The organism is Bradyrhizobium sp. BR 1433 (assembly GCF_051547665.1).
Taxonomy (GTDB): domain Bacteria; phylum Pseudomonadota; class Alphaproteobacteria; order Rhizobiales; family Xanthobacteraceae; genus Bradyrhizobium; species Bradyrhizobium australafricanum.
The window spans coordinates 416,444-430,061 of the sequence record NZ_JBPUGG010000001.1; the positions used below are offsets into that span (position 1 = coordinate 416,444).

The window sequence follows — 13,618 nt, forward strand, 5'->3', positions numbered from 1 at the left end:
ATTCATTTCAAATCCCACCGCGCCTCAAGCGCTCAGTCCTTGGCGCGTTCGACGTAGGAACCGTCTTCGGTCATGACCACGATGCGCGTGCCCGTGGTGATGTGCGGCGGCACGCCGGTGCGCAGGCCGTTGGACAGCATGGCCGGCTTGTAGGACGAGGAGGCGGTCTGGCCCTTGGTCACGGGCTCGGTCTCGACCACTTCCAGCGTCACGCGCTGCGGCAGCTGGATCGCGACCGGGTTGCCCTCGTGCATCGAGAGCTTCACGGTCATGTTCTCCTGCAGATACGGCGCGGACGAGCCGACGATCTCCTTGGAGACCTGGACCTGGTCGTAGTTGTCGTTGTTCATGAAGTGGAAGCCGTCGCCATCTTCATAGAGGTAGTTGTAGTTGTGGTCCTCGACGGTGGCCTTCTCGACCTGGTCGGTGGTCTTGTAACGCTCCGAGACCTTCACGCCGTCGCCGATGCGGCGCATTTCGATCTGGCTGACCGGGGTGCCCTTGCCGGGATGAATGTTCTCGGCGGAAAGGACCACATAGAGCTTGCCGTCCTGCTCGATGACGTTGCCCTTGCGGATGGAACTGGCGATGACTTTCAAAGGTGTTTTCCTGAATTTGAGAGCCTAAGGGCGCCAACCGGATCGGCAGCCCCTCGGCCATGGCGGCGATTTCGGGCTGCAACATACTGATTTGTCCCTGAGATGCCAGTCTTTTGCGGCCGAATTCGCAAGGTTGCCAACCGTCCCGGCCGTCCCGATCGGCCCTATTTTTCGGCCATGGGCTCATCCGTTTCATCGAATCTGCGGGATGGGACGCGCGAGCCGTGGTTCAGGTTCAGCCACGCGCGCGCATGGACAAGGTGCGCGTCTTTCGACAAGAAGGGATCAGCCTCGCTGCGTTCCGCGGAGGCTCGGGCTGTGTAGGCTTATGAACTTGCGTAGAATCGATCGGTTGCGCAGTACTCTTGAGTGCGGATGGCGGCTCGTTGATGTTAAATCCATGAGGATGCTCTGGCGATGACAGCTCATGACCGGCCGTCGCCCTGGTGGATGCCGCAGCGCTATGCCGACCGCAGGCCGTTCCTGCAGGCGCGGACGGCGATCACGCGAGCGCTGCGCGCCTGGTTCGAGGAGCAGGGATTTGCCGAGGTCGAGACCGCGATCCTGCAGATCTCGCCGGGCAACGAGACCCATCTGCACGCTCCTCGCACCGAGCTCAGGCAGGCCGATGGCTCACATGCGCCCCGCTATCTGCGCACCTCGCCGGAGTTCGCCTGCAAGAAGCTGCTCGCGGCCGGCGAGCCGAAGATTTACGAGTTCGCGCGGGTGTTCCGCGACCGCGAGCGCGGCGACCTGCATCTGCCCGAATTCACCATGCTGGAATGGTACCGCGCCAATGCCGGCTATGACGCCATCATGGCCGACACGATCGTGGTGATCGCCCATGCGGCTCAGGCGACCGGGATCGGCCGGTTTTCATTCCGCGGCAGGACGGCCGATCCGTTTGCGGAGCCGGAGTTGTTGACGGTCGCGGCAGGTTTCGAGCGCTTCGCCGGCATCGATCTGTTGGCGACGATCTCAGGCGGCGAAGGCGACCGCGAAGCGCTGGCGTCGGCTGCAGCAGCGCGGGTGCGGGTTGCAGATGACGACACCTGGTCCGATATTTTCAGCAAGGTGCTGGTCGAGCATATCGAGCCTCATCTGGGACAGGGCCGTCTGACGGTGCTGTTCGAATATCCGTCGCCAGAGGCCGCGCTGGCGCGCACCAAGGCCGGCGATCAGCGCGTCGCCGAGCGTTTCGAGGTCTATGCCTGCGGCGTCGAGCTCGCCAACGGCTTCGGCGAGCTGACCGACGCGGCCGAGCAGCGCCATCGTTTCACCGCAGCGATGGACGAGAAGGCCCGCCGTTATGGCGAGCGCTATCCGCTCGACGACGATTTCCTTGCCGCGGTCGGCCAGATGCCGGAAGCCAGCGGCGTCGCGCTCGGCTTCGACCGGCTGGTGATGCTCGCGAGCGGCGCGCCACGAATTGATCAGGTGGTCTGGACGCCGCCTGCGGGAGAGACATGAACAGGATCGATCCAAAACTGGCGGCGACGCTGCGACAGCCGCGCGAGCTGGTCGATGCCGGGCTCGCACCGGTCGCAGCACTGGCCGGGCTCGAGCGGGTTGCTGCGCGCTACGCGGTCGCGGTGACGCCGGAGCTCGCCGCGCTGATTGATCCGGCCGATCCCGCCGACCCGATCGCGCGGCAGTTCATCCCGAGCGCCGACGAACTCGTCGAGCAGCCGGGCGAGAACGCCGATCCGATCGGCGACGATGCGCATTCGCCGGTCGCCGGAATCGTGCCATCGCTATCCCGATCGGGTGTTGTTCAAGCTCGTCCATGTCTGCGCGGTGTATTGCCGGTTCTGTTTCCGGCGCGAAATGGTCGGGCCGGGAAAGGCCTCGGCCTTGTCCGATGACGCCTACCGTGCGGCGCTGGATTACATCCGCAGCCATCCGGAGATCTGGGAAGTCATCCTGACCGGCGGCGATCCCTTGATGCTGTCGCCGCGCAGGCTGACCGAGATCATGGCCGATCTCGCCGACATCGATCATGTGAAGATCGTTCGCCTCCACACCCGTGTTCCGATCGCCGATCCGGGCCGTATCAATCCCGAGATGATCGCGGCACTGCGGGTCGAAGGCGCGACGACCTGGATTGCGATCCATGCCAACCATCCGCGTGAGCTGAGCAACAATGCCCGCGCAGCGTGCGCGCGCCTTGCAGACGCCGGCATTCCCTTGGTAAGCCAGTCCGTCCTGCTGCGCGGCGTCAATGATGATGCTGCGACGCTCGAGGCGCTGATGCGCGGCTTCGTCGAGTGCCGGATCAAGCCCTATTATCTGCATCACGGCGACCTTGCGCCCGGCACAGCGCATTTGCGCACCACGATCGAAGCCGGGCAGGAACTGATGCGGGCGTTGCGCGGGCGTGTGTCCGGACTTTGTCAGCCGGATTATGTGCTCGACATCCCCGGCGGCCACGGCAAGGCGCCGATCGGCCCGAGCTATTTGTCGCAGCCGGCTTCCCGCGAACGTGAAGATCCGATGGAACGGCGCTACCGTATCGTCGATTATTGCGGCGACGTTCATCTTTACCCGCCGCAATCCTGAGGCGGCGATGAGCGGGGCCGGGGACGGACGGCAGGAGCCGCCGGAGGACGGGGGCAACCGCAGCATCGAAAATGCTGTGATGTTCGGCTTCTTTGTGGTGCTGGTCGCCGCGGGAATCTGGCTCCTTGGCACGATGGCCGATATACGGAAGGTACAGGATTGCGCAGCGCAGGGGCGGCGCAACTGTGCTACCGTCGAGGTGCCGGAACGGGCGCGATAGGGTTGAGAAGCGGAGACGCGAGATGCGGAAGACAGTTTTGTTGATGGCTCTGATGATGGTTGCGGCCGGAGCGCCCCAGCTTGGCATCTCCCAAGCCTGGGCGCAGCAACAGGGCGGATCGTCCTCCATGCAGAAGGGCGGGACGGTCCCGGAGGCGCCGATCGGACATCGTCAGCCGCGCCGCGGCGACGTTGGCAGCGAGAAGAATATCAGCGATCCGAACAGTCAGGCCAACAAGGAAGACGCGGCGCTCGACAGGAAGATCAAGAGCATCTGCCGCGGTTGCTAACCGACGCAGCTGACCGGCGAGGCGCGATATTCGCCCCGCCGGCAACGCTCAATCCGTTCGGCCGCGTCAGGCCGAACGCTCCTGCAGGCCGTCACGCCGCACGCTGCGCCTTGCGTCGACGGCATCGGCCAGCTGCTTCAACACGTCAGCCGTCGTCCCGAGGTCGATGCAGCCATCCGTGATGCTCTGGCCGTAGGTCAGCGCCTTGCCTGGCACGACGTCCTGGCGTCCCGCGACAAGATTGCTCTCGATCATCACGCCGATGATGCGCTGTTCGCCGCCTGCGACCTGGCGCGCGATGTCGGAGGCAACCGTCGGCTGGTTCTCCGGCTTCTTGCTGCTGTTGGCGTGGCTGGTGTCGATCATCAGCCGCGCCGCGACACCGGCGCGGCCGAGCTCGGCGGCGGCAGCATCGACGCTCGCGGCATCATAGTTCGGCGCCCGGCCGCCACGCAGGATGACGTGGCAGTCTTCGTTGCCGCTGGTCGCGGCGATCGCTGAACGGCCGCCCTTGGTGACCGCCATGAAGTGATGCGGGTGCGAGGCCGACTTCACCGCGTCCGCCGCGATCCGCACGCCGCCGTCGGTGCTGTTCTTGAAGCCGACGGGGCAGGACAGGCCGGAAGCCCAGCTCGCGATGGATCTGGCTCTCGGTGGTGCGCGCGCCGATCGCGGCCCAGGAAACCAGATCGGCGATGTATTGCGGCGTCGTCATGTCGAGGAATTCGGTGCCGGCCGGCAGGCCGAGATTGTTCACCGCCGACAGCACGTTGCGGGCGAGCCGCAGGCCCTTGTTGATGTCGAAGCTGCCGTCGAGATCGGGATCGTTGATCAGCCCCTTCCAGCCGACGGTGGTGCGCGGCTTCTCGAAATAGACCCGCATCACGATCTCGAGGCGGTCGGCGAGCTGTTCGCGCAGGCTGGCGAGGCGCTCGGCGTAATCGACGGCCGCCGCGGGATCGTGGATGGAGCAGGGGCCGACGACGACCAGCAGGCGGTCATCGGTGCCGTTCAGGATCGCGTGGACGGCGTTGCGGGCGCCCATCACCACCCGGGTCGCCGTCAGGGTGCGCGGGACCTCCCGCATCACCTCTTCCGGCGTACTGAGCTCTTTCAATTCCTTGATGCGAAGATCGTCTGTCGTACTCAACACGGCTGGCTCCTTTGGATTTCGGGACCTGCCGGCACACAAAAAAGCCGCCAGGTCTGGCGGCTTGTTTTGGACGTTTGCTGCAATTCTTCAGATTGAGCGCGATCCTCCTGCCGCCAGCGAGCTGTCGTAGCTAAAGTACCAAAAATAGCTGGTGGCGACGGTGATCATGGGGCGGCTCTATAGCGCAGGGATTTGGGGCTGTCACCCCCAAATGCAAGTCCTCCACGGTTCGGCGTCAGGTGTTGCGCGCCGCCAACGCCATGCCGATCAGGGTCGCGCCGCCGAACATCAGATTGAGGCCGACGAGGAGGCCGATCGCCCATCCCGCGGATTCCGGCAAGCCCGCGATGATGAAGAAGGCGATCACGATGTCCATCAGGCCGGCGATCAGCAGCCAGGACCAGCGTCCCGACAATTCGCGGCGGTGCTCCAGCGCGTACATGACGGTGGCGACGCCCTCGGCGACGAAATAGGCGCCGACCACGATGGTCAGCGTCAGCACGCCCTGCATCGGACGGGCGAGCAGCACCATGCCGGCCAGCACGGCGAGCGCGGCCGAAATCAGCGACCACCAGAAGCCCGGCATGTTGCGCGCCCAGAACGTCACGATCAGCCCGCCGATCCCTGAGATCAGGAACATCCAGCCGAGGAAGATGGTGACGGCGAGGCTCGCGAAGGTCGGCACGATCATCGCGGCGATGCCGAGGATCACCAGCAGGATGCCTTCGAACAGGAACGCCTTCCAGTGCGCCTTCACCGCGGCCTGCATTTTCGATCGCAGCTTGTCGAGGTCGTTGGACAGGGTCATCGCGGCTCTCCGGATCTGCGCGTGTGCAGTCTATCCTAACCGGTTATAAATGGTCAGCCCGTCAGTTGCGGCGGCAATAGCTGTGCGCTCATCTTTCCGCATGGCGGTTTTCGACAGCCAGAATCCTTGGCATGAGCCTGGCCGCCAGATAGCGCGAGGCGCGCGGCGACAGATGCAGGAAGTCGGCCGATACCAGGTCGTTTGCGCCGGTCCCGACCCTGGTCAGACATCCGTCCGCGTTGCACAGTTCGTCATAGAGCGACAGATATTCGATCCCGAGATCGGCGGCGATCTGCCCAACCCTGTCGTCAGCCTGCTTGGTCGATCGCACGTCGCGGCTGCGTTCCGGGATCAACGCATGATGACGCAGGAAATATTGCACCGTCAGATGGGGCACCGTGTCGGTCCAGACCGGGACAGGGCCGACCAGGATGACGCGGACGGCGCCGGCCTGTCTAAGGGCGGCAATCGTCGGGCGGAGATCGTCGGCGGTGGGTTCTCTGCTCCACACCAGGTGCAGGAGCACGACATCGGGGTGCGAGCGGGTAACCGCAGCAACGATGTGGCGGTTGGTCTGAACACAAAACGGAATGGTCTCGGCCTGCGCGGTGAAGAGCGGCGGGCAGGAATTGACGGTGAACTGGGCCAACCCGAATTGATCGCCCTGGACCCGGCGGCAAGCATGCCGGCGGTCGAATTGCCCCATACGAAAACAAGCGGGCGCTTGCTGGCGTCGACGCAACTCGGATCGAACGCGGGATCGGCGGAAGCGGAGATATGGCATTCGCCGTATCGCAGGAAGTCCCTGGATACGGTCATGGCGCCGGCTTCGCGAACGATCGCCGGAAGCCGAAAGGCAAAGCCGTCGACGATCGCCAAAGCTCCCACCGATGCAACGGCCACCATCGATGCCGCAAGGACCGGCGCCACCCGCCACTGCCCGAACCTGATTGGGCGCTCGACGTAGCGATAGGTTGCCCAGGCCAGAATGAAGCTGGCCCCAACGGCCAGCCCGTTCTCGGCCAAAGTCAGGGGACGACCCTTGAAGCTCGCTGCAAAAACCAGGATCGACCAATGCCAGAGGTAGAGCGGATAGCTGATCAGCCCGATCGCGACCGCGGTACGGGTCGAGAGAAATCGATTGCGACCTGACATGATGAGGGCGGCGGCTGCGGCGACCGGCGCCACCGCTGCGATCCCGGGGTAGGTCATGGAGGGCGAATAGAACGCGGTTACCGCCGCAATCACTGCGAGCGCGGACCATCCGAGAAGGTCGCGCGCCGCGGAGAATCCGCTGGGCAGGCAGACGGCCACCAATGCTCCGGCCGCGAGTTCCCACGCCCGCGTGAACGGCTGGTAGAATGCGGCTTCAGGGTTGGTTCGAACGACCAGGATATTTGCGACAAGCGATGCGATGAAGATCAGGGCAAGGGGAGCGGCGGCGGCGATCCGCCATCGCATCAGCGCCCACAGCAGCAAGGGCCAGACAAGGTAGAACTGTTCCTCGATGCCGAGCGACCAGAGATGGAGCAGCGGCTTCGTTTGCGCGGCCGCATCGAAATAGCCACCCTCCGAATAGAACAGCAGGTTTGCCGAGAAACCCGCGCCTGCCGCAATCTCCTTTCCAAGGGCCACCAACTCGCTCGGCATCAGAAGTTGCCATCCGGCGATGAAGGCGGCGATCAAGACGACGATCAGGGCAGGAAAAATCCTGCGAATGCGGCGCGCATAGAACGTCGCAAGGCTGAAGCTCCCGTTCTGAATGTCGCCATAGATGATCCCGGTGATCAGGTACCCGGAAATGACGAAGAAGATGTCGACCCCGACGAAACCCCCGGGAACATATTGCGGGAACGCGTGGCCGAGCACGACCAACGAGACGGCAACGGCCCGCAGGCCGTCGATATCCGGCCGATAATTCTTGTAGTTGTGCCCCATCGTCCTCTCGCGCCTGGTCTGTGTCTCTCCCTGAACCCGCCGAGGTTGTTTTGCAAGGGGAGCGGTGCCGGCCGGGACACTAGCTTTGACCGGGAGCGGACGGAAAGCCCTCCGAGGCGGTCCGCATCCGGTTGCGGCCGAGGAAGTAGACGGCGGTGGTCGCGATCAGTAGCGCCAGTCCGATCAGGATCGAGGTGAAGCCGATCGGGACCAGGATGAACGACGCATTGCGCTCGGGATTGACGTACCAATGATGCAGCGAGGTGAGCAGGAAGGAGACGCCGGCAAAGCCGGCACCGCCGCCGATCAGCAGCAGCGCCCACATCCGCCGCAGCTGGCTGAGCCGCTCGCGCGCAACGTCAGTGCGCGGCGCATGATGCTTGCCGAGGCGTCGCACCAGGCGGATTGCAAAGCCGATCGAGGAGAAGCCGATCAGCACGCTGGCCGAGCCGAGCAGCAGCCGCGTGGTCGAGCCGAGATCGGGGATGCGCTGGAGCGCGAGCAGCGGAAAATCGAACGCCGCGTGCAGCGCGACCGGCGCGACCAGCACCAGCGCCCAATTCGTCATGCGCGCCCAGTCGCGGTGACCCCGGTAGGCGCCGAGCGCGCCACCGGAGCGCGCGATCGCAAGATAGGCGCCGGCGATGATGCCGAGCGCGCCGTGGAACGGCACCGTGAGCACGCTGCGCAATGCCGCGAGCGCGCGCCACATGTCCTTGTGCTGGACCAGATAGGCGAGGTTCTCATAGGCGGCAAATCCAAGTCCGGCGGCCGCGCCATAGACCACCGTATCCATCGGATCGGCGAAGGCGCGGCGCCGCGTCGAGATGACGACGATGACGAGCACCTTGACGATCTCCTCCGGTGCCGCGACTCCGAAAGCTGCACGCACCGCCTGCGTCGCCCAGGGATTGTCGGGAATGGCGAGCAGCGCATTGAACGGAATTCGCGCCAGGCCGAGCAGCGAGATGCTGGCCGCGCCGAGCACGAAGGCGAGCCACACCTGAACCGGCGGTCCGGGGCGCTCGTCGGCGGCGATGACCAGCCACAACACCAGCAATGCGGGGGCAATGGCGGCGGCGCCGATGACGGTTGGAAGCGACTCAAGCAACAACATGAGCCGGACGGGCCCCTTTGATGGCACCAAAGCGATGCGTGCCGAAGAAATGGCAGCAAGTTCAGCGGATTGCAAATCGGTCTGATGCCGTTCTCGTGACCAATATGCCACGGTGCCTTACGAAACCGGGTTGGAAAGGTGACGTTGCGGGCCTTGATCAGCTAAGGGCCGAGGGCGGCTCCCGGACAGGTTCCTGACAGGCGCCAGGTCCATGGCGTTCCAGGCGCAGGAGCTTTGGTAGCCCGACGATGTCGGGATCGCGACCTGTGGGTCCGATCAGCTTTCGGCACCGCGCCCGCTTCGTTGGGCTATAATGCCGTGGGCAAGGCGACTGATCCGGTAAAAGCAAGAGATGCTTTCGATCGATTCTGCTGTGATCGTTCTTGCCGTGATCGCGTTGTTTGCGGCGTTTGTAAATGGCGCGCTTGGTTACGGGTTTTCCTCGCTCACGGTGCCGGTCGCACTCGTCTTCTACACGAACCGCGTTCTCAATCCCGCGGTGGTCATCGTCGAAGTCTTCGTCAATCTGTATGTCCTGTGCATCAACCTGAGCGGTGTTCCGGCCGTGTGGCGGCGCGTGCTGCCTATTCTCATCGGCATGCTGCCCGGCATCGCGGTCGGAGCCTTTGCGCTGACGTCGCTTCAGCCCGGCTGGACCAAGTTCGCCACCTACTCGATCATTCTGCCGCTCATTTTGCTGCAGGCGGCCGGTTGGCGGAGGCCGATCCAGTCGAAATGGCTGGTCGGTTTGCCTTTCGGAACGATGCTCGGGATCTTGTACTCGGTCACGACCATTTCGGGCCCGCCGCTGGCGATCCTCTTCAACAATCAGGGCCTCGTCAAAGATGAGTTTCGGGCCGGTCTCGCACTGGTTCGGGTGACGGAGTCCAGCCTGACTGCAATCGCGTATTACAAGCTCGGTCTGTTCATCGACGAGAGCCGGAGCATCCTGTTCGTGCTGGTTCCCTGCGTTGTCCTCGGCATCCCGCTCGGTGCCTGGCTGATCCGGCGGCTGGACGCCGAGACGTTTCGCCGGATCTGCATGAGCTTTGACGCGTGGGTCGTGGGATTCGGGCTGTCGCGCGTATTGATCGAAGTGAAGCTGATGGAAAGCCCGTGGGCCTACAGCGTCATGGCCGGCACGATCCTGATCGACATCTGCTTGCTGTACGTCTTCTTCACCGCGAGGAGAAGCACCGTGCAGAGCTCGCACGCGTTGGCTTCGCTGAAGTCGGGCAACCGGGGCGGTCCGACCTGAAGGTGATCTAACCTGCGAGCAGGCGCTGGCAGGTTTCGACAAATACCTCGGCACCCGTGACGATATCGGCGTCGTCGGTGTTCTCGCTCCAGTGATGGCTGATGCCACCGATCGACGGCACGAACAGCATCGCCGCCGGCATGATGGTGGCGAGGACCTGGGCGTCATGGCCGGCGCCGCTCGGCATGCGCATCGATTTGCCGCCGGCGCAGGCTGCGCTCGCGGCTTCGATCGAATCCTGGAATGCAGGCGTCATCATCGCGGGCACCCCGGTGCGGATGCGCTCAACCTTCACACCGCAACGGCCCTGAGCGGTGGCCTCGGCCGCCAGGCGATGCAGCTGTTGTTCGAGGCGGCCGATCACTTCGGGATTGTCGTCGCGAATCTGGAATAGCATCTCGGCGCTGCCTGGAATGATGCTCGGTGCGCCTGGGTCCAGCGTGATGCGGCCGGTCGTCCACACCGTGCGCGGTCCCGACAGGGCAGGGAAGCTGTCGTCGATCGCGACGCAGAACCGCGCCAGCCCGAGGCCGGCGTCCTTGCGCACCGCCATCCGCGTGGTGCCGGCGTGGTTCTGCTCGCCGGTGAACGTGATGCGGTACTGCCAGATGCCGACGATCGAGGTGACGACGCCGATCTTGAGTCCGCTACTCTCCAGCGTGTCGCCTTGCTCGATATGCGCTTCGAGATAGCCGATATGGCGGCCGGCCTCGGCATTAAGGCGCGGGCGGCCGGCGAAGCCTGCGTCGCGCAATGCATCGCGCATGGTGCGATCGCTGGAGCGGTCGCGCGCTGCGTCGATGTCGGCTTCGGTCACCGCGCCGACAAACGACCGGCTGCCGAGGAAACTGCCGAAATGTCCTTCCTCGTCGCACCACGCGGCGACCTCGACCGCGCCGTTCGCGTCCGGGTCGGTATTGATGACGCGCGCCGCTTCGAGCGCGTAGATCACGCCGAGCGGCCCATCGAGCCAGCCCGCATGGTTCTGGCTCTCCAGGTGCGAGCCGGCGAGCAGTTTTGGCCCCGCCTTCGCGCTGGAGCCGAGCACATTGCCGATGCCGTCGATCGTTGCGGTGAGATTGGCGTCGGGCAAACGCGTCGCGAGCCAGTCGAGCGAGCGCAGATGCGGTTCCGAGAATGTCGGCTTGTGCACGCCGGTCTTGTAGGCGCCGATCGCGCGCAGCGCGTTGAGATCTGCGAGCACGCGCTTGCCGTCGAAGCGACCGTTGATGCCTGGCATGATTGGACTCCGGATTGCCGTCTTGATTTTACGTCTTGATGTGCGCCTTGGCGCCTCAATCCCGTCTTGATGCCGACGCGGTTGGATGCGACGGAACAATCAGGGCAAACGATTTCTTAGCGGTTCTGCTCTTAGGTCGCAGTACGAATAGCGTGAGAGTGTGATCATGTCTGCATTCCGGAACTGGGCTCGCAAGGCCGCTGTGCTGTTTCTTCCGATCGCTGTCGGCGCCTGCGCGCAGGTCTCGCAGCAATACAGCATGACCACGCCCCCGCCGGGGACAGGTCCGCTGGCCTGGGACGGTGCCGGACAGGACCCCAATCTCCCGCAGCCGCGGCGTCATGCGCGGAATGCGTCGCCCGCGGTGGCGGAGACATCGCCTGCGCAACTGTCGGAAGCGGATGCCGACGACCGGCTGGCGCGCAAGCTCGTGATCTGCAGCACCTGCATCAAGCGGACGCCTGTGGCGGCGCAGCCGAATAATCGTCAGGACGTCGCCAGCAATCACTAGCGGCTGGCGCTGAGCGCTGTTGCCGGACATCGAGCCGGCTCGCAGGCCTTAGTTAGGCCACGATATCGGTCGATGCGCAGGCCCATGTCGATCCGAAGAGTCATTGTTCCCGTCGTCGTCGTCGCGCTTGCCGCCGCAATCCTGATTCACGTCGGGGGCTCGCGGGCGCATGCGCATGTGCCGACGCATTGCGGCTTCTGGACCTCGATCGAGGCCGGATTGTCCTGCAGGTGATGTCCTTCCGGTGATCCCAGCGGCAACCCGGGAAAAGCGTTCTGAACGCTTGCCCGCCCGGCCAATCGCCACTATACGTTCGCCCGTCGCGGCTTGAGGGCTGTGGCCAGTCCGGCGCATCTTACGTCTAACGTGTTGATTTGCCGGGAGTTTTGCTCCCTTCGTCTATCGGTTAGGACGCCACCCTTTCACGGTGGAGAGAGCGGTTCGATTCCGCTAGGGAGCGCCATTACTGCCAGACTGGAAATCCAGCCAACTCAACGCATTGTGCTCGGACGGACGCTCTTGCCGCACCGTCTCGGCCCGTTGTGCACGGGTCGGCGGATCGCTGCAATCCGCAGCTGTTTCGCAACCCTTTGGTAAGTTAGCGGCGATACGGCTGGGCCCCGGGAATGGTGTGATGGCTCCAGGGACCAGGAAGCGCGAAACGCGCAAATCGCTGCGGCAATCCGGCTGGATCACGCTCGACGGCGGATTTGCCGCGCGGCCCTGCGTGGTCGAGGACATGTCCTCGTCGGGCGCCAAGATCACGGTCCAGGACAACAACACGCTGCCGGCCAAGCTGCGGCTGGCGTTCTCGCGCGACGCCCGCACCGGGCGCGCCTGCGAAGTGGTGTGGCGCGAGGGCAGGACGTTCGGCGTCAAATTCGTGCGCTAGCCTCGTTCGGCCCCGCACGGTAGAAGGCCGGATGCGCAAGACCTGCATTGCCATCATCGCCGTCCTGCTTCCCGCCGCCGCGTTCGCGCAGCAGGGCGACCGCCGCAATTTCCAGATGCCCACGGACGCCGGCAAAACCTTGCCGTCGAAATCCGCGACGCGGAGCAATCCATGCGCGTCGTACGGACCCGGCTTCGTCAAGGTGGAGGGCTCCGACACCTGCGTGAAGCTCGGTGGCGCCGTCAGCGTCGGTGGCGGGATGTCCAGCGGCGGGCGTTGAGCGGCTTGCCGCCCGCGCTCACGACATCGGCGGCGCAATGAACCGCACGAAGGCCGGCCGCCCCGCGATCTCACCGAACCAGCGTTCGAGATGGGGCGGCTTCGGCTTGGTGACGCCCTCGACGCCGAGCCAGCGCCGCGCAAAGGCGCCGAGCGCGATGTCGGCGATCGTGAACTGATCGCCCTCGATGAAGCGGCGCCTTGCAAGCTGCGCCTCGACGACGCGCCACACCACGCCCTCGGCATCGGCGTCCTTCTGGATCTGGACCATGTCGCGCTTCTCCGGCGGCGTGCGCACCAGCCCCCAGAACACCGGCCGGTCGACCGGCTGCAGCGTCGACAGCGTCCAGTCGAGCCAGCGGTCGACGGCGGCGCGCGCCTTCGGCGCTTGCGGATAGAGCGGCGCGCCATGACCATAGGCCATGCAGAGATAGCGCATCACCGAATTGGATTCCCACAGCACAAAGTCGCCATCGACCAGCGTCGGGACGCGGCCATTCGGATTCATCGCGAGATAGTCGGGCTGATCGTTCTTGCCGAACTGCATGCCGGCATCGATGCGCTGATAGGGGAGGTCGAGCTCGGCGAGGCACCAGAGCACCTTCTGCACGTTGACCGAGTTGGCCCGGCCCCAGATCGTCAGTTGCGGCTTGCTGTCCATCACGCGTTTCTTCCCGCTGTTGTGCTTTGCGCGCGTTCATAGCTGAAGCGTCGGGGAAAAGCGCGGGTGAATTGTACCGAGAGCAAAAGAGGCT

14 protein-coding genes, 1 tRNA gene and 3 pseudogenes are annotated in these 13,618 nt (G+C 64.6%); 10 read left to right on the top strand and 8 right to left on the bottom strand.

The genetic code is table 11. From position 1 onward, the window contains the following. Positions 1–32 precede the first annotated feature (32 nt). Positions 33–599 (bottom strand): elongation factor P, encoded by a 567-nt coding sequence (efp, locus tag ACSKB9_RS02035; RefSeq protein WP_016844580.1) that lies wholly within the window; start codon positions 597–599, stop codon positions 33–35. A 417-nt stretch (positions 600–1,016) separates the two neighbouring features. Between efp and epmA the strand changes: the two genes are divergently transcribed. The 4 genes and pseudogenes from epmA to ACSKB9_RS02055 all read left to right on the top strand — a co-directional run bounded on the left by epmA (position 1,017) and on the right by ACSKB9_RS02055 (position 3,667). Next, the gene (gene epmA / locus ACSKB9_RS02040) at positions 1,017–2,069 is read left to right on the top strand and encodes an EF-P lysine aminoacylase EpmA (RefSeq protein WP_057018575.1); all 1,053 of its coding nucleotides are present in this window, start codon (positions 1,017–1,019) and stop codon (positions 2,067–2,069) included. Further along, positions 2,066–3,158, top strand: a pseudogene (locus ACSKB9_RS02045) (lysine-2,3-aminomutase-like protein). The gene epmA and the pseudogene ACSKB9_RS02045 overlap by 4 nt, the downstream one beginning before the upstream one ends. 7 nt (positions 3,159–3,165) lie before the next feature. After that, positions 3,166–3,378 (top strand): hypothetical protein, encoded by a 213-nt coding sequence (locus ACSKB9_RS02050; RefSeq protein ID WP_028332175.1) that lies wholly within the window; start codon positions 3,166–3,168, stop codon positions 3,376–3,378. 43 nt (positions 3,379–3,421) lie between these two features. Next, complete coding sequence (locus ACSKB9_RS02055) at positions 3,422–3,667, top strand: hypothetical protein (protein ID WP_225644401.1); 246 nt, start codon at positions 3,422–3,424, stop codon at positions 3,665–3,667. Between the two features lie 66 nt (positions 3,668–3,733). On the opposite strand, the pseudogene ACSKB9_RS02060 reads toward ACSKB9_RS02055, so the two are convergent. From ACSKB9_RS02060 to ACSKB9_RS02080, 5 genes and pseudogenes are all read right to left on the bottom strand, one after another. Beyond that, positions 3,734–4,820 (bottom strand): annotated as a pseudogene (locus tag ACSKB9_RS02060) (3-deoxy-7-phosphoheptulonate synthase). A gap of 235 nt (positions 4,821–5,055) precedes the next feature. Continuing rightward, complete coding sequence (locus tag ACSKB9_RS02065; protein ID WP_057018572.1) at positions 5,056–5,628, bottom strand: HdeD family acid-resistance protein; 573 nt, start codon at positions 5,626–5,628, stop codon at positions 5,056–5,058. Between the two features lie 88 nt (positions 5,629–5,716). Beyond that, positions 5,717–6,412: an SGNH hydrolase domain-containing protein gene (locus ACSKB9_RS02070; RefSeq protein ID WP_438080023.1), complete on the bottom strand. Its 696-nt coding sequence runs from the start codon at positions 6,410–6,412 to the stop codon at positions 5,717–5,719. 194 nt (positions 6,413–6,606) lie between these two features. Further along, positions 6,607–7,566 (bottom strand): annotated as a pseudogene (locus ACSKB9_RS02075) (acyltransferase family protein); the annotation flags it as partial. Positions 7,567–7,645: 79 nt separating this feature from the next. Beyond that, positions 7,646–8,683, bottom strand: coding sequence for a PrsW family glutamic-type intramembrane protease (locus tag ACSKB9_RS02080; protein WP_028342108.1), 1,038 nt, complete (start codon positions 8,681–8,683; stop codon positions 7,646–7,648). Between the two features lie 352 nt (positions 8,684–9,035). Here ACSKB9_RS02080 and ACSKB9_RS02085 point away from each other — a divergent pair, with 352 nt between their 5' ends. Continuing rightward, entirely contained in the window at positions 9,036–9,941 is a 906-nt protein-coding gene (locus ACSKB9_RS02085) for a sulfite exporter TauE/SafE family protein (protein ID WP_438071393.1), read from the top strand. Positions 9,942–9,948: 7 nt separating this feature from the next. Here ACSKB9_RS02085 and ACSKB9_RS02090 read toward each other — a convergent pair whose 3' ends face one another. After that, on the bottom strand, positions 9,949–11,181 hold the full coding sequence (locus ACSKB9_RS02090) for a Zn-dependent hydrolase (RefSeq protein WP_438071395.1): 1,233 nt from the start codon (positions 11,179–11,181) through the stop codon (positions 9,949–9,951). 166 nt (positions 11,182–11,347) lie between these two features. Here ACSKB9_RS02090 and ACSKB9_RS02095 point away from each other — a divergent pair, with 166 nt between their 5' ends. From ACSKB9_RS02095 to ACSKB9_RS02115, 5 genes are all read left to right on the top strand, one after another. Beyond that, positions 11,348–11,692 (top strand): hypothetical protein, encoded by a 345-nt coding sequence (locus tag ACSKB9_RS02095; protein ID WP_156436340.1) that lies wholly within the window; start codon positions 11,348–11,350, stop codon positions 11,690–11,692. An 84-nt stretch (positions 11,693–11,776) separates the two neighbouring features. Continuing rightward, entirely contained in the window at positions 11,777–11,926 is a 150-nt protein-coding gene (locus tag ACSKB9_RS02100; RefSeq protein WP_438071396.1) for a hypothetical protein, read from the top strand. Between the two features lie 154 nt (positions 11,927–12,080). Continuing rightward, positions 12,081–12,155 (top strand) — tRNA-Glu (locus ACSKB9_RS02105). Between the two features lie 171 nt (positions 12,156–12,326). Next, positions 12,327–12,584 (top strand): PilZ domain-containing protein, encoded by a 258-nt coding sequence (locus ACSKB9_RS02110; RefSeq protein ID WP_018271493.1) that lies wholly within the window; start codon positions 12,327–12,329, stop codon positions 12,582–12,584. A gap of 31 nt (positions 12,585–12,615) precedes the next feature. Further along, positions 12,616–12,864 (top strand): hypothetical protein, encoded by a 249-nt coding sequence (locus ACSKB9_RS02115; protein ID WP_057018565.1) that lies wholly within the window; start codon positions 12,616–12,618, stop codon positions 12,862–12,864. Positions 12,865–12,882: 18 nt separating this feature from the next. On the opposite strand, the gene ACSKB9_RS02120 is transcribed toward ACSKB9_RS02115, so the two are convergent. After that, positions 12,883–13,524, bottom strand: coding sequence for a glutathione S-transferase family protein (locus tag ACSKB9_RS02120; protein ID WP_438080024.1), 642 nt, complete (start codon positions 13,522–13,524; stop codon positions 12,883–12,885). Positions 13,525–13,618: the final 94 nt, after the last annotated feature.